This is a genomic window from Arthrobacter sp. Dra40 (assembly GCF_059091905.1).
Map to the genome: position 1 here is coordinate 1 of NZ_JBNHHB010000116.1, position 16,392 is coordinate 16,392.

The following is a 16,392-nucleotide window of genomic DNA, read 5'->3' on the forward strand; positions in this document are numbered from 1 at the left end:
GACATCTTCCGCTTGGGAACAGCCACGGCTAACTCTCTTCTCTCTCGTCTGACTCTTTACTTTTCGGCGCCTTGTCGGCGGCCGTGCCGGCCAGCCCGGCAAGGGCTGCCCAGCGAGGATCCACAACCTCATGGTGGTGACCCGGATCCTCTTCAAGGCGCAACCCGCATTCCGGGCACAAGCCTTGGCAGTCTTCCCGGCACACCGGCTGGAACGGCAGGGCGGTCACCACTGCGTCCCTCAGCGCCGGCTCGAGATCGATAAGATCGCGCTCAACCCGCCGCTGTTCGTCCTGTTCTTCTTCCTCGAGGAGTTCAGCATCCTCGTAGTAGAAGAGTTCCTGCACACTGACGTCAAGGTCATACGCGATGGGATCCAGGCACCGCCCGCACTCGCCCGTGACAGCCACGGAAACAGTGCCGGAAACCAGGATTCCCTCGTGCACGGCCTCAAGCTTCAACTGCAGCTCCATCTCGGAGCCTTGCTGAACGCCAATGAGTGCTGCCCCGAAATCCTTCGGCGCAGCGACATGTTCTTCAAGAGCCCGCATGCTGCCCGGGCTGCGCCCGAGATCCTTGACCGCAAGGGTCAAGGGCGAACTTTGATCATGGTTCAAGACCAATGTACTGAAAACTCCTAAAGAACATACGACCGACGTATCATCTTAGCCCGGATCTTCCGCTGACCCAAACCGGGCCCCGCCCCCGAAGCATCAGCCTTCTTCGACCGCCGCCAACGGCCTCTCGGCCTGGATTTGCTCTGCGAGGTCCACAATCCAGGAGCGCAGGTCAGGTCCCAAATCATCCCGCTCCGTAGCCAGCGAGATGACGGCCTTGAGGTAGCTGAGCTTGTCGCCGGTGTCATAGCGGCGCCCCTTGAAGACAACAGCGTAAACGCCGCTGCCCTCCCCCTCGGACCTCGCCAGCGTCTGCAGGGCGTCCGTCAGTTGGATTTCACCACCACGGCCGGGCCCGGTCCGCTCCAAAACCTCGAAGACCGCCGGATGCAGTACGTAACGGCCGATGACGGCCAGATTCGACGGCGCGTCAGCCGTGGCCGGCTTCTCCACCAAACCGTTGACCTTCACATGTGCCGCGCCCTCAACGCCACTGACATCAGCGCAGCCATAGGCGCTGATGTTTTCCGGATCGACTTCCATCAGGGCGATCACAGAACCGCCGGTCTCCTGCTGCACCGCGATCATTTCCGACAGGAGCACGTCGCGCTCGTCAATCAGGTCATCGCCCAGCAAAACGGCAAACGGTTCGTCGCCTACATGCTGCTTGGCCCGGAGCACCGCATGCCCGAGGCCCTTCGGGTCACCCTGGCGAACGTAGTGGATGTCCGCCAGTTCCGAGGATTCACGAACAGCGGCCAGCTTGGCGTCGTCGCCCTTGGCCTGAAGCGTCTGCTCGAGAAACGGCACCCGGTCGAAGTGGTCCTCCAGGGAACGCTTGTTGCGCCCGGTGATCATGAGGACGTCGTCGAGGCCGGCACGTGCGGCTTCTTCGACAACGTACTGAATGGCCGGTTTATCGACGACCGGCAACATTTCCTTGGGCATCGCCTTCGTGGTCGGCAGGAACCTGGTCCCCAAACCTGCGACCGGTATGACGGCTTTGCGTACTGTGCGCGCATGAGACATGCCTAGAAGGTTAGCCCAAGCACCTACTTCTCCGTAATCGCCAGTGCCGGATGCCGGCAGGGACTGCGTGAACTAGCTCTCCGCGCGGAAACGAGTGAGCACCGCCTTGGGCACAAACTCCGAGACGTCCCCGCCCAGCGCCGCGACTTCTTTGATCAACGTTGACGACAGATGCGTGTAGCTGTTCTCCGCGGCAAGGAAAACCGTCTCGATGCCGGCGAGGTGCCGGTTCATATGGGCCATCGGCAGCTCGTAGTGGTAGTCCTGGGACGAGCGCAGGCCTTTGACGATGACACCGGCACCGTGGCTGCGGCAGTACTCGGCCAGCAAACCTTCTCCCATGGCTTCGACGCTCACGCCGCGAAGGTAGGACAAGGTCTCGCGGGCCATGCCCAGCCGCTCGTCCAAGCTGAAGCGGTACTTCTTGGCGTAATTGGTCGAGACGGCGACGATGACCTCGTCGTACATGCTGGCGGCACGGGCAATGATCTCCACGTGGCCTTTATGGAGCGGGTCATAGGATCCTGGGCAGACGGCACGGCGCATAGTGTCGAATCTATCCGATCCGGCCTGCCGTGCACTACGCGGGATGGTAATACTGGAAGTCATGAGCACAGCAATGAGGAACCTCGTCCACGGCCGCCAGGGTGTACCCGCACCGTGGCAGCGCACCGCGGCGGGATCGAACCTTCTGGGCGCCGACGGCGGCCTCGCCGTCACCATCTTCGAAGAGATGACCACGCTCGCGGCCCGTACCGGAGCCATTAACCTGGGGCAGGGTTTCCCCGACGAGGACGGCCCTGCCGAAATCGCTGCTGCCGCTATCGACGCCATCCGCAACGGCGCCAACCAGTATGCGCCAGGGAAGGGAACACTCACCCTGCGCAGCGCAGTGGCCGCGCACCAACAGCGTTTTTATGGACTGGCACCGGACCCGGAAACCGAAATCATCGTGACCACGGGAGCCACGGAGGCACTGGCCGCCACGCTGCTGGCCCTCACCGGACCGGGCGACGAAGTGCTGACGTTCGAACCGTTCTACGACGCCTACGGCGCACTCATCGGACTGACCGGCGCCCGGCACACCACGGCGCCGCTGATCGCTCCCGATTTCCAGCCCGACCTGGACGCACTGGAAGCGGCCTTTTCGGAGCGCACCCGGATGGTCATCGTCAACAATCCCCACAATCCCATGGGCAGCGTCTTCCAGCGTGAAGCACTGACCAGAATCGTCGAACTGGCCGACCGCTACGATGCACTGATCGTCACCGACGAGGTCTACGAACACCTGACCTTCGATGCACCGCACATCCCTCTTGCCACGCTGCCGGGGGCCGCCGAGCGGACACTCACCATTTCGTCGGCCGGCAAGACGTTTTCCTTCACCGGCTGGAAAGTCGGCTGGCTCTCGGGTCCGGCGGACCTGGTGGCAGCCGTGCGGACCGTCAAGCAATTCCTCACCTACAGCTCGGGCGCCCCGTTCCAAGATGCCGTGGCCGCAGGCCTCGGGCTGCCTGACTCCTTCTACCGCGGCATCGCCTCGGAACTGAAAGCCAAGCGGGACCTGCTCAGCACCGGGTTGCGGCAGGCCGGCTTCGATGTCTTCACGCCCCAGGGCACGTACTTCGTCAACGTGGACACTAAGCCGCTGGGCTTCACGGACTCGCTGGAGCTCGCCCGCCGGTTGCCCGAGGAGATTGGCGTGGCCGCCATTCCCGTACCGGTGTTTTGCCACGCCGAGGGCGCCCAGCGCACACGCTCGCTGCTGCGCTTTGCCTTCTGCAAAAAGAGCGACGTCCTGCGGGAAGCCGCACAACGCCTCGCAGCACTGCAGGACAGGGGCTAAAGCCGTGCCCGAACGCTACCTTCGAGGCAGCGGCCTCCACGCCAGCATCGACAAGGACGAACGTGTTCCGGGATCGTACGTCCTGAGCATCGGCGGCGCCGAGCAGTCCCACGTCAATCTGAAGCATCCCGACGACGTGTTCTACGAATACCTGCGCAGAATCGCCAACGTCATCGATGTGGCCGCTCCGGCCGGAGCGCCGCTGCGCTGCCTCCACTTGGGTGCGGGTGCGCTGACGCTGGCCAGGTACGTCCAAGCCACCCGCCCCGGCTCCCCGCAGGTCGCCGTCGAACTGGAACGGGAACTGCTGGACTTCGTCCTTGAGCACCTTCCCATGCCTGACGGCGCCGAGCTGACGGTGCACTTTGGCGACGCGAGGCAGGAGGTGGCCTTCGGCGAGATCGACGGCACGTTCGATGTGGTCGTCCTGGACGTTTTTGCCGGCGACGATGCCCCGGAGCACCTGACCACGGCTGACTTCTACGAGGAGCTGCTGGAGGTACTCGAACCGGACGGCGTGCTGCTGGTCAACGTGGGAGACGACCCGCCGCTGGCCTTCGCCAAACGGCAAATCGGGGAGCTGGCTTCGGTCGCGGGCTCGGTCGCGGCGCTGGGCGAGACCAGCATGTTCGGCAGCCGAAGGGCCGGCAACATTGTCCTGGCCGCCCGCCACAGCTCCTGGCCGCAGGAATGGTCCCGGGCCTTGCTGGCGGTAGGCCCCCACCCGGCGGCTGTCCTCACCGGCGCCGAGCTTGCATCATTCGTCGGCAGCTGACGGTTTCGAGGCAGGCTCGGCGAACCACAGCTGCGTCTCGCCGTATTTCCTGGCCGCGAACCGCTCAAGCCCTGCCGGCCAGGAGGGTTCCGGAGACCGCGAAGAGCGTTCGACGACGACGACCGCGCCCTCGGCGAGGAACCCGGTCAGCGACGTCAGGATTCCGCTGAGCCCGTCCTCGCCCAGCGGATAGGGCGGGTCCATCAAGACCAGGTCCCAGTGTTGCCCCGCCGGCTGGTCCTCGAGGAACCGTTCGGCCTTCACCCGGTGCACCCTCACCGTCTTGCGGCCCAGCTTGCCGTTCACCAAATCGGCATTGCGGCGGCAAACCCCCGCGGCTTTCTCCGCTGCTTCCACCAGCTCGACTGTTGCAGCACCACGGCTGGCAGTCTCGACTCCCAGTGCCCCGGAGCCGGCAAAGAGGTCGAGCACACGCGCGCCGGCCAAGACCTCGTAGGACTCCAGCCGTGAGAACAACGCCTCCTTGACCCGGTCCGTCGTCGGCCTGGTGTTGTCCCCCGGCACACTCGCCAAGGTCAGTCCCCCGGCCACGCCTGCCACGATGCGGCTCACCGGCTACCCGCGTTCAAGGAAGGCCTCGCGTTCCGGGTTCAGGTACAGTTCGATGGCGTCGGCCAGCTCCGGATACTGGGCCAGCGTGGAATCGCGCTGCAGGATCGCGGTCGCGTCCTCGCGGGCGCGGGCAATGACGGCTTCGTCCTTGATCACGCGCAGCAGCTTGAGGGTCGATTTGCCGCCCGACTGGGAGGCGCCGAGGATGTCGCCCTCGCGGCGCAGTTGCAAGTCGGCCTGCGACAGTTCGAATCCGTCGGTGGTGGCGGCGACGGCCTGCAGCCGCTCCCGGCTGGGATGTCCGGTCTCCAGTTGCGTCACCAGCAGGCAGGTCCCCGGGAGACCGCCGCGGCCTACCCGGCCACGGAGCTGGTGGAGCTGTGAAATGCCGAAGCGGTCTGCGTCCAGGATCACCATCATGGTGGCGTTGTGCACGTCCACGCCGACTTCTATGACCGTGGTGGACACCAGGATGTCCAGGGTGCCCTCGTTGAACGCGGCCATGGCAGCAGCCTTCTGGTCGGCCTCGAGCCGCCCGTGCAGCATGCCGATCCGCACGCCCGCCAGGACCGGCAGGCTGCCGATGTGCTCGACGACGGCGGCCACGGAGGCCATGGGCCGCTGTTGCTCCTCCTGGATCCCGTCAGGCGGATCTGCCTCTTCAAGCTCGTCGTCGCCGATTTTGGGGCAGACCACGTAGACCTGCCGGCCGGCGTCGACCTCTTCGCGGGCGCGCTGCCAGATCCGGCCTTCCCAGGCCGGGTGTTCCTGCAGCGCGACCAGATGGGTGGTGATCGGTGCGCGCCCGGCGGGCAGCTCCGTCAGCACCGAGGTCTCCAGATCCCCGAAAACGGTCATCGCCACGGTCCGGGGAATGGGCGTGGCGGTCATGACCAGCAAGTGCGGCGGGGTGGCCGAACGGCTCCGGAGGCGGTCGCGCTGCTCCACGCCGAACCGGTGTTGTTCGTCCACGACAACCAGACCCAGGTCCAGGAACTGCACGGTATCGGACAGCAGCGCGTGGGTGCCGACAACGATGCCGGCTTCTCCGGTCGCCACGTCCAGCAGTGCCCTCCGTCTGGCGGTCCCGGTCATCGACCCCGTCAACAGCACCACCTTGGTGCCATCCGGGTCACCGCCGAGCATGCCGCCCTGTGCCAAGGGGCCAAGGGTCCGGCTGATCGATTCGTAGTGCTGACTGGCCAGGACCTCGGTTGGTGCAAGCATGACGGCCTGGCCGCCAGAGTCGACCACCTGCAGCATGGCCCGCAGCGCCACCAGGGTCTTTCCGGAACCGACTTCCCCCTGCAGCAGTCGGTTCATGGGCGAATCGCCGGCCAGCTCTGCTGCGATCGTTGCGCCGATCCCGCGCTGCCCCGACGTCAGCTCGAACGGCAAGCGCGCATCGAACTTGTCAGCGATACCGCCCCTGCGTCCCGTGCGCGCCGTCGCTTGTTCCGCTGCGGCGATGGCACGCTTTCGACCAAGGGCGGCCTGCAGCACGAGTGCTTCCTGGTACCGGAAGCGGTCGCGGGCCGCGTGGGCGGCGTCCATCGATTCCGGCCGGTGGATCTGTTCGTAGGCCTCCGCCAGCGAGAGCAGGCCGTCACGGATGGCAATGTCGGGCGGAATGGGATCCCCCAGGCGGCTGAAGTCCACTGCGTCGAGCAGCAGGTCGACGGCGGCCTTGATCCGCCAGCTGCCGAGTTTGGCCGTGGCCGGGTACATCGGTACCGGCCGCAGGGCCTCCTCGGCGTCGAAATCAAATGCGTCCTCGAGCAGCTGATAGTCAGGGTTGGTCAGCGTGAGGTTGCCCCGGTAGGTGGTTACTTTGCCGGAGAACATGGCCAAGGTGCCCGGCTGCAACTCGCGTTGCGCCTGATGGCCGTTGAAAAACGTGAGACTGATGTCCGAGGAGTTGTCTGTCACCACGACTTCGGTCAGCGAGCCGCGGCGGGCCTGCATGCGGCGGGTATTGGTCTTCAACACCCTGGCCACCAGACTCGCATCCTCGTCGCGCGGCAGTTCGGCGATCATGGTCAGCTCTCCGCGCTTCAGGTACCGCCGGGGAAAATAATTGAGCAGTTCTCCGGTGAGGGTCAAGCCAAGGTGCTTTTCGAGTGCGGTCGCAGAGCGCTTGCCGAGTCTGCGCTCGAGCGGTACGTTCAGCTCATCGGGCAGATCAGGCGCCATGGGCTTGCTCCGGCGGGCCGGCCAGCTCCGTCATCGTGACGTTCATCGGCTCTCCCAGTTCACGGATCACGTCCAACGCTGCGTCACCGTCCGGCACGTGCGCATGGACGCGCCAGCGGTAGCCGCCCTCGACTTCGGTCACCGCGCTCATGATGACTGAATCGCCCAACTCGTCCAGCTTCAAGCGCAGCGTTGCGGCGTCCAGAGGGCTGAGGCTGATGGTGCACATCACTTCGACGCCTTCGTCGACGTGGTCAAGGTGCAGGTGCGGATCCTGCACGTTGAATCCGTGCAGGCCGTCCAACAATTCGGGCTGCAGTTCCTCGCCCAAGGCGCTGGCCCGCAGGGTGTCCATAATGAGCAGGAACCCCACGGCGCCGGCGTCGACTATCTGCGCCGACTCCAGGGCGCCAAGCTGGGCCTCGGTCCTGACGACTGCGGCAACGGCCTCTTCCACTACCGACTCCAGCGTGGCCGCCAGCCCGTGATTGCTGTCATCGCCGTTGTGGGCTGCGTGTACCACCGAAGCCGCTCGGGAAACGGCAGCGATGACAGAGAGCATGGTGCCCTCAACCGGGTCGCTCAAGGCAGACCAGCACCGGATCTCGGCACGCTGGAGGGCGGCGGCCAACAGGGGCCCCGTCAGCCGTGTGGCGCCGCGCAAAGGTTCGGCCATCGCCGCCAGGAAAACCGAGAGCAAAGTGCCGGAGTTACCGCGCGCTTCTTCCATCGCGGCTTGCCCCGCTTCGGCCAAGAGCTCTCCGATGTCGGCCGTTGCGTTTCCCGAGGCGGACTGTGCCGCCGCCCGGATGGTCAGGTACAGGTTGGTGCCGGTGTCGCCGTCGGCCACCGGAAAGATGTTGATGGCGTTAAGGCGGTCGCTGTGGTTCCCCAGGACCACCTCGGCTTTGGACAGCCAGCGGCGCAGCGCTTCGGCATTGGCAGCAATCTTCGTCTGCAACATGATCCCATCTGCATGCGCCGGCGATGCCCGCCAACGATCGTTCTCAGTTCTCCGGCGTTAACCGAGCCTACCGCAGCTGCCGCAGCTCATCAGCAGGCGGCAGCCGCGGCAGTGCACTTATTCGAGCTCCGCGGTACTCAGATATTCGCCCAGGCTGTCGTTCCGCAGCGCCTGACCGATGTCGGCGATGGCCGCCTCGTCCGGAACCACAATGGACTGCCCGTCTGCGGACGTACCCGTGCCCAGGTTGGGGAGGGTGAACATTTGCACATCGCTCGAGCGGACGTCGCGGAGAGATACGCCCAGGGAGCCTGCCGTCATCGCATCGAACTCGTTATCCACGCTGACGAACGGCGAAAAATCGCTCACGACATTGTTAATCTTGATTGGATTCGTCAATGTCTCCGCAGTCAAGAACTTGGACATGACGCCCTTGACGAACAACTGCTGATTGCGCACCCGCTGGTAATCGCCGTCGCTGAATGCGTATCGCTCCCGCACGAACGCCAAAGCAGAGTCACCATTCAGTGTTTGTGTACCAACGGGGAAGTACTGCGGTGAGTGCCTTGACGTAAACGCGATCGGGTTATTAATCTCGACGCCGCCCAGCGCATCGGTAAGTTCCTTGAACCCTGCAAAGTCGACCATGGCTACGTGATCAATGTGTGCACCAAACAGGCCCTCGAGTGTCTCGACAACCAGCGGAACGCCACCAAGAGCCGCGGCGGCATTGATCTTGTGTTCTCCCTGTCCTGGAATAGCAACCCATGTGTCCCGCATCACCGACATCACGTAGACGCCCTCGCGGTTGCCGGGTATGTGCATCAGCATCATGGTGTCCGAGCGGCTTCCGTCGGACACCTCGGTGAGGTTCTGGCCACCGTCGGTATTGCGGCTATCGGATCCAAGCAGAAGGACGTTCACTGAGTTGTCGCCAGCTGCCTTCTGCACCCGGTTCTCCGGAAAGGCGTTCTCAATGCCTTGCGATTTGTTGTTGAAGGTATTCGCCAAATTGAAAACATAGCCGCCGACGACCAGTGCGGCCACGAGGACGAGCCCTACCAAAACGAAAAACACGGTGCGAATCGGGTCTTTCTTGCGCTGTTTGCGCCCACGGCGGGGCCGATATTCCTGATCGAGGTCAGCAGTCAATGGGGTCTCTTTCTAGAAGGGGCTATCTAAAAGGATAAAGGCCGCGACTGGCATGCCCGTGCAAGATCGACCCGGGCGTGGCTTCGGTCACGGCCGGGCTGAGCGTCTGCACGGACCGGGATACGCTAGCAGGATGACCCGCGTTTGCCCGAATCGCCGTCAGCTTGTGCCCGTCCTGTTGTCGCTGGGACTGTTGGGGACGCTCACGGCCTGCTCTCCGGTCGTCGAGGTTAAGGCAGCCCCGGACGCGGCAAATCCTGGCTGCGCACCGATGATGGTCATCCTCCCGCAATACGTTGCCGATTTCCCCCGCCGTGAGACGAGCAGCCAGGGCACAGCCGCCTGGGGAGACCCGTCGCAGGTGATTCTGCGGTGCGGAGTGGAGGTTCCGGGCCCGACCACAGACCAGTGCGTCTCTGTTAACGACGTCGACTGGGTGCTGCGTGAGGGCAAGGACGGCTACTGGACGGCCACAACCTACGGACGCACGCCGGCCACTGAACTGGTTTTCAACCCCGATGATGTGGCCGAAAGCAGCGTGTTAATGGACGTCTCGCCGGCTGCGGCCAAGATTCCCCAGAAACGGAAGTGCTTGAGCATCTCCGACGTCCTGTAGCCAGCCGGCAAACTAGCGAAGGCCGGTCTTACGGTTGAGCGCCAGATACAGCAGCTCGTCGATCAACTCGGTGTAAGGCAGTCCGGATTTGGCCCACATCTGCGGATACATGCTGATGGGCGTGAACCCCGGCATGGTGTTGATTTCGTTGATGATCAGCTCGCCGTCGGGCGTGTAAAAGAAGTCCACGCGTGAGAGGCCCTCTCCCCCGAGGGCATCAAATGCCAGCGCCGCGAGCTCGCGCACTCTGTCTGTGGCGTGCGCGGGCAGGTCAGCCGGACAGCTCAGCGCGGCAGCCGCCCCATCGACGTATTTCGCTTCGAAATCGTAGAACTGATGGTCCCCGGGCCGGACGGCGATCTCACCGGGCAGGCTGGCGCGGGTGGGTTCGGTGCCGCGGCCCTGAAGTACAGCTACTTCAATCTCCCGGCCGATGATTCCGGCTTCCACGACCACCTTGGGATCGTGTTCGCGGGCCGCTTCGATGGCTGACCGCAGCTCCGACGGGTCGGTCACCCGGGTGATCCCCATCGACGAACCTGCGCGGGCAGGCTTGACGAAGACGGGGAACTGCAGCGAGGACGCCCGCTCGAGGGCAGCGTCGGGGTCCTGTTGCCACTGCCGGTCCGTAATGACTTGATACGGACCGACCGTCAGCCCCGCCGATTCAAAAACGACCTTCATGAAGTGCTTGTCCATGCCAACAGCGGAGGCGAGCACGCCGGCGCCGACATAGCGGACATCAGCCATTTCCAGCAACCCCTGAAGGGTGCCGTCCTCACCGAATGGTCCGTGCAACAGTGGCAGCACTACATCGACATTTCCCAGGCTCTGGGGAACCTGCGCGGCGGGCGCGACGACGAGCTCGGGGGCAGCCTCACGGCTGGCCAGCATGACAGGCGACGCCGAGGCACTGATTTCCGGCATGGTTCCCGAAGTCAGCGACCACTGAGCCGGGTCATCAGCGACTTGCACCCACTGGCCGTTGCGCGCGATGCCGATGGGCACGACGTCGTACTTGTCTTTGTCGATGGCACCGAGAACCCCTGCTGCGGTGACGCAGCTGACGGAATGTTCGCTGGAGCGCCCGCCGAAAAGAACGGCGACCCGGGGTTTGCGTCCCGAGGATGACGTGGCCGCGGTGGGCCTGGTTTCTTCGTTCACTGGAGTTCACCTTCGGACTTGAGTTCACGGGCCAAGAGCTTGGGGGCCAACTCCTCGACGGCGATCCGCCCCTCGAGGACGGCCACCACAGCCTCAGTGATCGGCATTTCGACGCCTAGCTTGGTTGCGAGATCCAGCACGGCTCGGCCTGATTTGATGCCTTCGGCTGTTTGGGTCATGTGTTCCGTCACCTGATCGAGGGTCAGTCCCTCACCCAGCAGCCTGCCGGCCGTGTGGTTCCGCGATAACGGGGACGCGCAGGTGGCCACAAGGTCGCCCAGTCCGGCCAGCCCGGCCACGGTTTGGACGTCTCCGCCTAGCGCGAGGGTCAACCTGGTGGTTTCCGCCAGTCCGCGGGTGATCACTGTGGCCTTCGTGTTGTCGCCCATGCCCTTGCCGTCGCAGATTCCCACGCACAAGGCAATGACGTTTTTGACGATGCCGCCGATCTCAACGCCGGTGATGTCAGTGTTGGTGTAGGGACGGAAATAGCTTGCCGTGCACAGCCGCGCGATCCACTGCGCGACGTCGTCATCGGTACAGGCCACCACGGAGGCCGTGGGTTCCTTGCGGGCGATTTCCATGGCCAGGTTGGGCCCGGAAATGACCGCCACGCGGTCGTCGGACAGACCGAGCTCCTCTTTGATGACTTCGCTCATGCGGGCATCGGTCCCTCGTTCAAGCCCCTTCATGAGCGAGACCACCACCGCCTCCGGATACAGTAGCGGTTTCCAGGGCGCCAGCTGGGGCCGGAGGGTTTGGGCGGGGACGGCCAGTACCACCAGTGGTGCGCCGTTGAGGACTTCGGCCACGTCCTCCGAAGCAACTACGTTGTCCGGGAGCACAATTTCCTTGAGGTATTTCGTGTTCCGGTGCGTGGAGTTGATTTCCGCCGCGACTTCGGCGCGCCGGGCCCAGAGCCTGACCTCCACCTCCGGATGTGCATCCGCGACCACCTTGGCAAAAGTGGTGCCCCAGCTTCCTGCTCCAAGAACTGCAACGTTGGCGGGCAGGTCGGGGCGTTCGGTCACGTCTTCTCCTCAGGCGGTAACTCGTCTGTGTGCACCGGTTCGCCCGAACCAAAGTCCCGGCCGATGGCGCTTTGGCCATGGGCGGATGGATCCCAGCGAGTGGCAGGCGCTTCTTCGCCCCGTACCTCGGCCAGCAGCGAAGCGATGCTGTCCATAATCTTATTCGTTGCCGCCTCGAGAACAGTCCTGGTGACCGGCAAGCCGCTGAATTCACTCAGATCCACCGGCGGTCCGGCAGTGACGTGTGCGGTTTTGCGCGGGAGCAAGCTGGGCCTCTTGGCGTAGCGCGGGAGCAGTTCGTTGGCGCCCCAATGCGCAATTGGAATGACGGGCGCGCCGGTCTGCAACGCCAGCCGTGCGGCCCCGGTGCGGCCCCGCATCGGCCACAGGTTGGGGTCCCGGGTGAGCGTACCCTCCGGGTAGATGATCACAGCCCCGCCTTCATCGAGCACCTCCCGCGAGACCTCCAGAGACCGGTTGGCACCCGAACTGCTGCGCTCAACCGGTATCTGGCGGGCGGCAGCGAGCAACTGTCCGACCACCGGGATCTTGAACAGCGAGGCCTTCGCCAGGAAATGCGGAAGTGCGCCCTGGTTGTAGACATAATGCCCCACGACCAGGGGGTCGATCTCCGTGTTGTGGTTGGGGCAGACGATGAAGCCCCGTCCCTTGGGGAGGTGTTCTGTGCCTGTCCAGTTGCGCTTCAGGACCAGGTTGAGGACGGGCCTGACAACGCCTGCCAGGATGCCGATTACCACACGCTCTTTGGATTCCACTCCCATGGCCCGCTACTCGACGTCGAAGTCCGCGCCGAGTCCCTCCAGTTTGGACTGGAAGCGCTCGTAACCACGGTTGATGAGCTCGATGCCGGTGACCCGGGAGGTTCCGGAGGCCGCCAACGCGGCAATCAAGTGGCTGAACCCTCCGCGCAGATCCGGAATGTCGATCTCCGCGCCGGAGAGCTGGGTCGGCCCCGAGATCACGGCAGAATGCAGGAAGTTCCGCTGGCCGAAGCGGCACGGGATGCTGCCGAGGCATTCGCGGTGAACCTGGATGTTGGCACCCATCCGGATCAAGGCTTCGGTGAAGCCGAACCGGTTCTCATACACCGTCTCATGCACAATGGAGACGCCTTCTGCCTGGGTCAGGGCAACTACCAAAGGCTGCTGCCAGTCAGTCATGAAGCCAGGATGGACGTCGGTTTCAAGCACCAGCGGGGACAGGCTCCCGCCGGGGTGGTAGAAGCGGATTCCATCGTCGTCGATGTCGAAAGCCCCACCGATCTTGCGGTAAGTGTTCAAGAACGCCGTCAGGTCGCCCTGATGGGCTCCCTCAACGTAGATATCGCCTCGGGTGACCAGCGCAGCCGACGCCCACGAGGCGGCTTCATTGCGGTCAGGCAGCGCCCGATGGTTGAAACCAGCCAGCTCCGGTACACCTTCAATGCGGATGACGCGGTCCGTCTGGACGGAAATGATGGCGCCCATTTTCTGCAGCACGGCGATCAGATCCATGATCTCCGGCTCGATGGCAGCACCGCTCAGCTCGGTGATGCCCTCGGCCCGGGTGGCCGTCAGGAGCACCTGTTCGGTCGCCCCGACACTGGGATACGGCAGTGTCAGCTTGGCCCCCGTCAACCCTCTGGGCGCCGAGATGGAAATACCGCCAGGCCGCTTGTCGACCACGGCGCCGAACTGGCGCAGCACGTCGAGGTGGTAGTCAATGGGACGGTCACCGATGCGGCATCCGCCAAGATCGGGGATGAACGCTTCCCCGATCGCATGGATCAGGGGACCGCAGAAAAGGATCGGGATGCGGGAATCACCGGCATGCGCGTCGATGTCCTTCATGTGTGCTGTCTTGACGTTGGTGGGATCGAGCGTCAAATCACCAGTCACAGCGTCTTTGGCAAGCTCGACGCCGTGCAGGCGGAGCAAGCTGGTGACGATTTCCACGTCCCTGATCTCGGGGACGTTGCGAAGGATTGAAGGGCTGCTGCCCAGCAAGGAAGCGACCATCGCTTTGGGAACCAGGTTCTTGGCACCGCGGACGGACACCTTCCCCGCCAACGGAACGCCACCACGAATGGTCAAAACACTTGCCATGAATACCTGTTTCCTCAAGCTAGTCTGGCGCTGAACTGCGCCTGGGCCTCAGCTAAGCATATTGGCAAATCGTGACCATCCTGAAATAAACGGGGTGCGCAGCGTGAGTGTCCGGTTGAGTGCCTAGCTGGACCCAGCGTGGCTGCGCAGCGCAACAGCGGGCGAGACCGCGTACGGGTTCCGCCTGCCGGCGTTCGTCACACGCCCGCAGCCCGACCTCGTGGGGCTTCCACGCAAACTGGGGTCGGCAGCAACCGAGCACTGCTGATTCATCACGATATGTGCATAATCACGACGGCTGCTAGCGGTAAGACGCGACAAAGATCCTGAAGTCATCGAAGCCAAACTCGTGAAGACAAGCGAAGTACGCCACCGCTTGTGCATGGTTGGACGCCCATCGAAACGCCTCGTGCTGGCCTAGTAGAAGGGCTTGTAAGTTGCCATCACGTATGTCCATGGGTACTGGAACGAGCTGATCATTCTCCCAGTAGTCGGTAGCGGAATGCACCAATGTATTTAGCTCATCGAATGTCCGATCGATCCGAGCTAAGTACGCGAAACATGGCTGCCAGCGCTTGGTGTCAAGGAACACACCTGTGTCAATCAAATCAGTCACGTTTCCAGTTCCGGTCCCACTAGCATCTAGGCCTAGTTCCTCGGCCATGCCCCGGAGCGCCGTGACACGTGGATCTAGGCGTCCCATAAGATTCTGGTCGCTGGGGAGCATGCCCTCGGCAACGAAATGTATCGGTTTGCGCACGTCGTCCAATGACAAGTCGTGTTGGCTGGCGACGTACGTCTTGCCCCGCAGGCCGAGAACAAGTTGGTTGTCTTTGGTGATAACTGCTGTGCCGACACCGATCTTCGCCGGGGCTGGCAACCTGCCGACGTCTTCCAGACGATCAGGGCTTATCCCCCATGCATTCCGGAGAGAACTCGAAGCTGGGAACGCTGGTGCTTCGGAAATTGTGAACGGGCGGTCCAAGGAGTTACTTGTTGCCGCCCAAAGATAGTAATTGGTGACCGCAGGTGTCAGACGGTATTTGGTTTGGACAACGCCGTCACGCTGCCCAATGGGAATTGTTCCAGCATTGATAAGATCAACGGCCGGCTGGTCCACGAAGGCCACCGAAGCGTCTCTGGCAGAAGCGATCATCTCCTTGAGCCGCCCCGCTGCGAGGACCGGATATTCGATTGGATCTGCCCGCCGCTTCGACCTGTCAAGCTGGTCGAATTCGAACTCAACGTGGCGCGTATACGGTTGCTGTTCCCTGCAGGCGGCCACAACCAACACTTCATCAATCACGAATCTTCCCACTTGGAGACGACGTCGCTCTTGCGAGCGTCGGACCATATCGGAATACTTCCGTTCAGCTCGCCTACGCTTTCGCTTGCTGCTAAACGCGACGATTGCCAGAACCATTGCCGTGAAGGCGGTTACCGCGGATCCGAGCAGTGCTGCACCCAACTCGGCTGCAAAAGTTTCCCATGCGTCCGTCAGGTCTTGGAGCGGGCCTACTAGGAACACCCAGCTCATTCCGGCCAAGACGACGACAAGCAAAGACCAGGAGAGGACGGGAACAGCTTCTTCAAGTCGGAACAGCGTCCGCCTTATCCTCGAGATTCGCTCTTCGGTCCGAGGCAATGATCCCTCACTTTATGTAATTCTCTAGAGAGCTGAGCTAGGTTCTGAGCCAAAGGCGCAGGCGATTGCGCAGCTGCTGCCTTCAGGGCTTTGCCGGGAGGGTCTTCGGCTTCCACGATGGCCGGGTGGCTTCGTAGGAGGTGATTTCTGCCTCATGGTGAAGCGTCAGGCCGATATCGTCCAGTCCTTCGAGCAACCGCCAGCGGGTGTAGTCGTCAATCTCGAACGGAGCAGTGATGGTTCCACAGATGACCGTCTTGGCCTCAAGGTCAACTGTGATTTCGGTGCCCGGATGGTTCTCGAGTTCCTTCCAGATCAGCTCGATGTCGTCCTGGGCCACTTCGGCGGCCAGCAGGCCCTGCTTGCCGGAGTTCCCGCGGAAGATATCGGCGAACCTGGACGAGAGCACTACGCGGAACCCGTAGTCCTTCAGAGCCCAGACAGCGTGTTCGCGCGAGGAACCGGTGCCGAAGTCAGGGCCGGCAACCAGGACGGATCCGCGGTTGAACGGCTCCTGGTTCAGGATGAAATCCTCATGCTTGCGCCAGCCGGCGAACAGGGCATCTTCGAAGCCGGTGCGGGTGATGCGCTTGAGGTACACCGCAGGGATGATCTGGTCGGTGTCCACGTTGGACTGCCGCAGGGGAACGCCGATGCCGGTATGGGTGGTGAACTTCTCCATG

16 protein-coding genes are annotated in these 16,392 nt (G+C 63.3%); 3 read left to right on the forward strand and 13 right to left on the reverse strand.

Features of this window, described 5'->3' with window-relative positions; translation table 11 throughout:
• Positions 1-28: 28 nt before the first annotated feature.
• From AC5RWT_RS25920 to coaD, 3 genes are all read right to left on the reverse strand, one after another.
• Entirely contained in the window at positions 29-592 is a 564-nt protein-coding gene (locus AC5RWT_RS25920) for a YceD family protein (RefSeq protein ID WP_494082692.1), read from the reverse strand.
• A 120-nt stretch (positions 593-712) separates the two neighbouring features.
• A complete protein-coding gene (galU, locus tag AC5RWT_RS25925; RefSeq protein WP_494082693.1) occupies positions 713-1,645 on the reverse strand; it encodes a UTP--glucose-1-phosphate uridylyltransferase GalU in 933 nt (310 codons plus the stop codon).
• Positions 1,646-1,717: 72 nt separating this feature from the next.
• Positions 1,718-2,191, reverse strand: coding sequence for a pantetheine-phosphate adenylyltransferase (gene coaD / locus AC5RWT_RS25930; protein ID WP_494082707.1), 474 nt, complete (start codon positions 2,189-2,191; stop codon positions 1,718-1,720).
• A 61-nt stretch (positions 2,192-2,252) separates the two neighbouring features.
• On the opposite strand from coaD, the gene AC5RWT_RS25935 reads away from it, so the two are divergent.
• Together AC5RWT_RS25935 and AC5RWT_RS25940 are read left to right on the forward strand one after the other, a co-directional pair.
• Positions 2,253-3,491 (forward strand): aminotransferase class I/II-fold pyridoxal phosphate-dependent enzyme, encoded by a 1,239-nt coding sequence (locus AC5RWT_RS25935; RefSeq protein WP_494082694.1) that lies wholly within the window; start codon positions 2,253-2,255, stop codon positions 3,489-3,491.
• A gap of 4 nt (positions 3,492-3,495) precedes the next feature.
• Positions 3,496-4,266 carry a spermidine synthase gene (locus AC5RWT_RS25940; protein ID WP_494082695.1) on the forward strand — a complete coding sequence of 257 codons (771 nt, stop codon included), beginning with the start codon at positions 3,496-3,498 and terminating at the stop codon, positions 4,264-4,266.
• On the opposite strand, the gene rsmD is transcribed toward AC5RWT_RS25940, so the two are convergent.
• The 4 genes from rsmD to AC5RWT_RS25960 form a co-directional block, all read right to left on the reverse strand.
• Positions 4,249-4,839 (reverse strand): 16S rRNA (guanine(966)-N(2))-methyltransferase RsmD, encoded by a 591-nt coding sequence (rsmD, locus tag AC5RWT_RS25945; protein ID WP_494082696.1) that lies wholly within the window; start codon positions 4,837-4,839, stop codon positions 4,249-4,251. The two genes, AC5RWT_RS25940 and rsmD, sit on opposite strands and share 18 nt — an antisense overlap.
• Before the next feature lie 3 nt (positions 4,840-4,842).
• Positions 4,843-7,032: an ATP-dependent DNA helicase RecG gene (locus tag AC5RWT_RS25950; protein WP_494082697.1), complete on the reverse strand. Its 2,190-nt coding sequence runs from the start codon at positions 7,030-7,032 to the stop codon at positions 4,843-4,845.
• Complete coding sequence (locus AC5RWT_RS25955; protein WP_494082698.1) at positions 7,022-7,996, reverse strand: DAK2 domain-containing protein; 975 nt, start codon at positions 7,994-7,996, stop codon at positions 7,022-7,024. Before AC5RWT_RS25955 ends, AC5RWT_RS25950 begins: the two co-directional genes overlap by 11 nt.
• A gap of 117 nt (positions 7,997-8,113) precedes the next feature.
• Positions 8,114-9,148, reverse strand: coding sequence for an LCP family protein (locus AC5RWT_RS25960; protein ID WP_494082699.1), 1,035 nt, complete (start codon positions 9,146-9,148; stop codon positions 8,114-8,116).
• A gap of 166 nt (positions 9,149-9,314) precedes the next feature.
• Between AC5RWT_RS25960 and AC5RWT_RS25965 the strand changes: the two genes are divergently transcribed.
• On the forward strand, positions 9,315-9,764 hold the full coding sequence (locus AC5RWT_RS25965) for a DUF3515 domain-containing protein (RefSeq protein WP_494082700.1): 450 nt from the start codon (positions 9,315-9,317) through the stop codon (positions 9,762-9,764).
• 12 nt (positions 9,765-9,776) lie between these two features.
• Here AC5RWT_RS25965 and AC5RWT_RS25970 read toward each other — a convergent pair whose 3' ends face one another.
• The 6 genes from AC5RWT_RS25970 to leuD all read right to left on the reverse strand — a co-directional run bounded on the left by AC5RWT_RS25970 (position 9,777) and on the right by leuD (position 16,391).
• On the reverse strand, positions 9,777-10,928 hold the full coding sequence (locus AC5RWT_RS25970; protein ID WP_494082701.1) for a D-alanine--D-alanine ligase family protein: 1,152 nt from the start codon (positions 10,926-10,928) through the stop codon (positions 9,777-9,779).
• A complete protein-coding gene (locus AC5RWT_RS25975; RefSeq protein WP_494082702.1) occupies positions 10,925-11,959 on the reverse strand; it encodes an NAD(P)H-dependent glycerol-3-phosphate dehydrogenase in 1,035 nt (344 codons plus the stop codon). Before AC5RWT_RS25975 ends, AC5RWT_RS25970 begins: the two co-directional genes overlap by 4 nt.
• The gene (locus tag AC5RWT_RS25980) at positions 11,956-12,741 is read right to left on the reverse strand and encodes a lysophospholipid acyltransferase family protein (RefSeq protein ID WP_494082703.1); all 786 of its coding nucleotides are present in this window, start codon (positions 12,739-12,741) and stop codon (positions 11,956-11,958) included. The genes AC5RWT_RS25975 and AC5RWT_RS25980 overlap by 4 nt, the downstream gene beginning before the upstream one ends.
• A gap of 6 nt (positions 12,742-12,747) precedes the next feature.
• On the reverse strand, positions 12,748-14,064 hold the full coding sequence (murA, locus tag AC5RWT_RS25985; protein WP_494082704.1) for a UDP-N-acetylglucosamine 1-carboxyvinyltransferase: 1,317 nt from the start codon (positions 14,062-14,064) through the stop codon (positions 12,748-12,750).
• Between the two features lie 301 nt (positions 14,065-14,365).
• Positions 14,366-15,370, reverse strand: coding sequence for a hypothetical protein (locus tag AC5RWT_RS25990; protein ID WP_494082705.1), 1,005 nt, complete (start codon positions 15,368-15,370; stop codon positions 14,366-14,368).
• A gap of 421 nt (positions 15,371-15,791) precedes the next feature.
• A complete protein-coding gene (gene leuD, locus AC5RWT_RS25995) occupies positions 15,792-16,391 on the reverse strand; it encodes a 3-isopropylmalate dehydratase small subunit (RefSeq protein WP_494082706.1) in 600 nt (199 codons plus the stop codon).
• Position 16,392 lies beyond the last annotated feature (1 nt).

Coding starts and splice junctions, on each gene's coding strand:
- AC5RWT_RS25950 (WP_494082697.1), bottom strand. CDS start 7,032: ATGGCGCCTGATCTGCCCGATGAGCTGAACGTACCGCTCGAGCGCAGA.
- leuD (WP_494082706.1), bottom strand. CDS start 16,391: ATGGAGAAGTTCACCACCCATACCGGCATCGGCGTTCCCCTGCGGCAG.
- galU (WP_494082693.1), bottom strand. CDS start 1,645: ATGTCTCATGCGCGCACAGTACGCAAAGCCGTCATACCGGTCGCAGGT.
- murA (WP_494082704.1), bottom strand. CDS start 14,064: ATGGCAAGTGTTTTGACCATTCGTGGTGGCGTTCCGTTGGCGGGGAAG.
- AC5RWT_RS25980 (WP_494082703.1), bottom strand. CDS start 12,741: ATGGGAGTGGAATCCAAAGAGCGTGTGGTAATCGGCATCCTGGCAGGC.
- AC5RWT_RS25935 (WP_494082694.1), top strand. CDS start 2,253: ATGAGCACAGCAATGAGGAACCTCGTCCACGGCCGCCAGGGTGTACCC.
- AC5RWT_RS25955 (WP_494082698.1), bottom strand. CDS start 7,996: ATGTTGCAGACGAAGATTGCTGCCAATGCCGAAGCGCTGCGCCGCTGG.
- coaD (WP_494082707.1), bottom strand. CDS start 2,191: ATGCGCCGTGCCGTCTGCCCAGGATCCTATGACCCGCTCCATAAAGGC.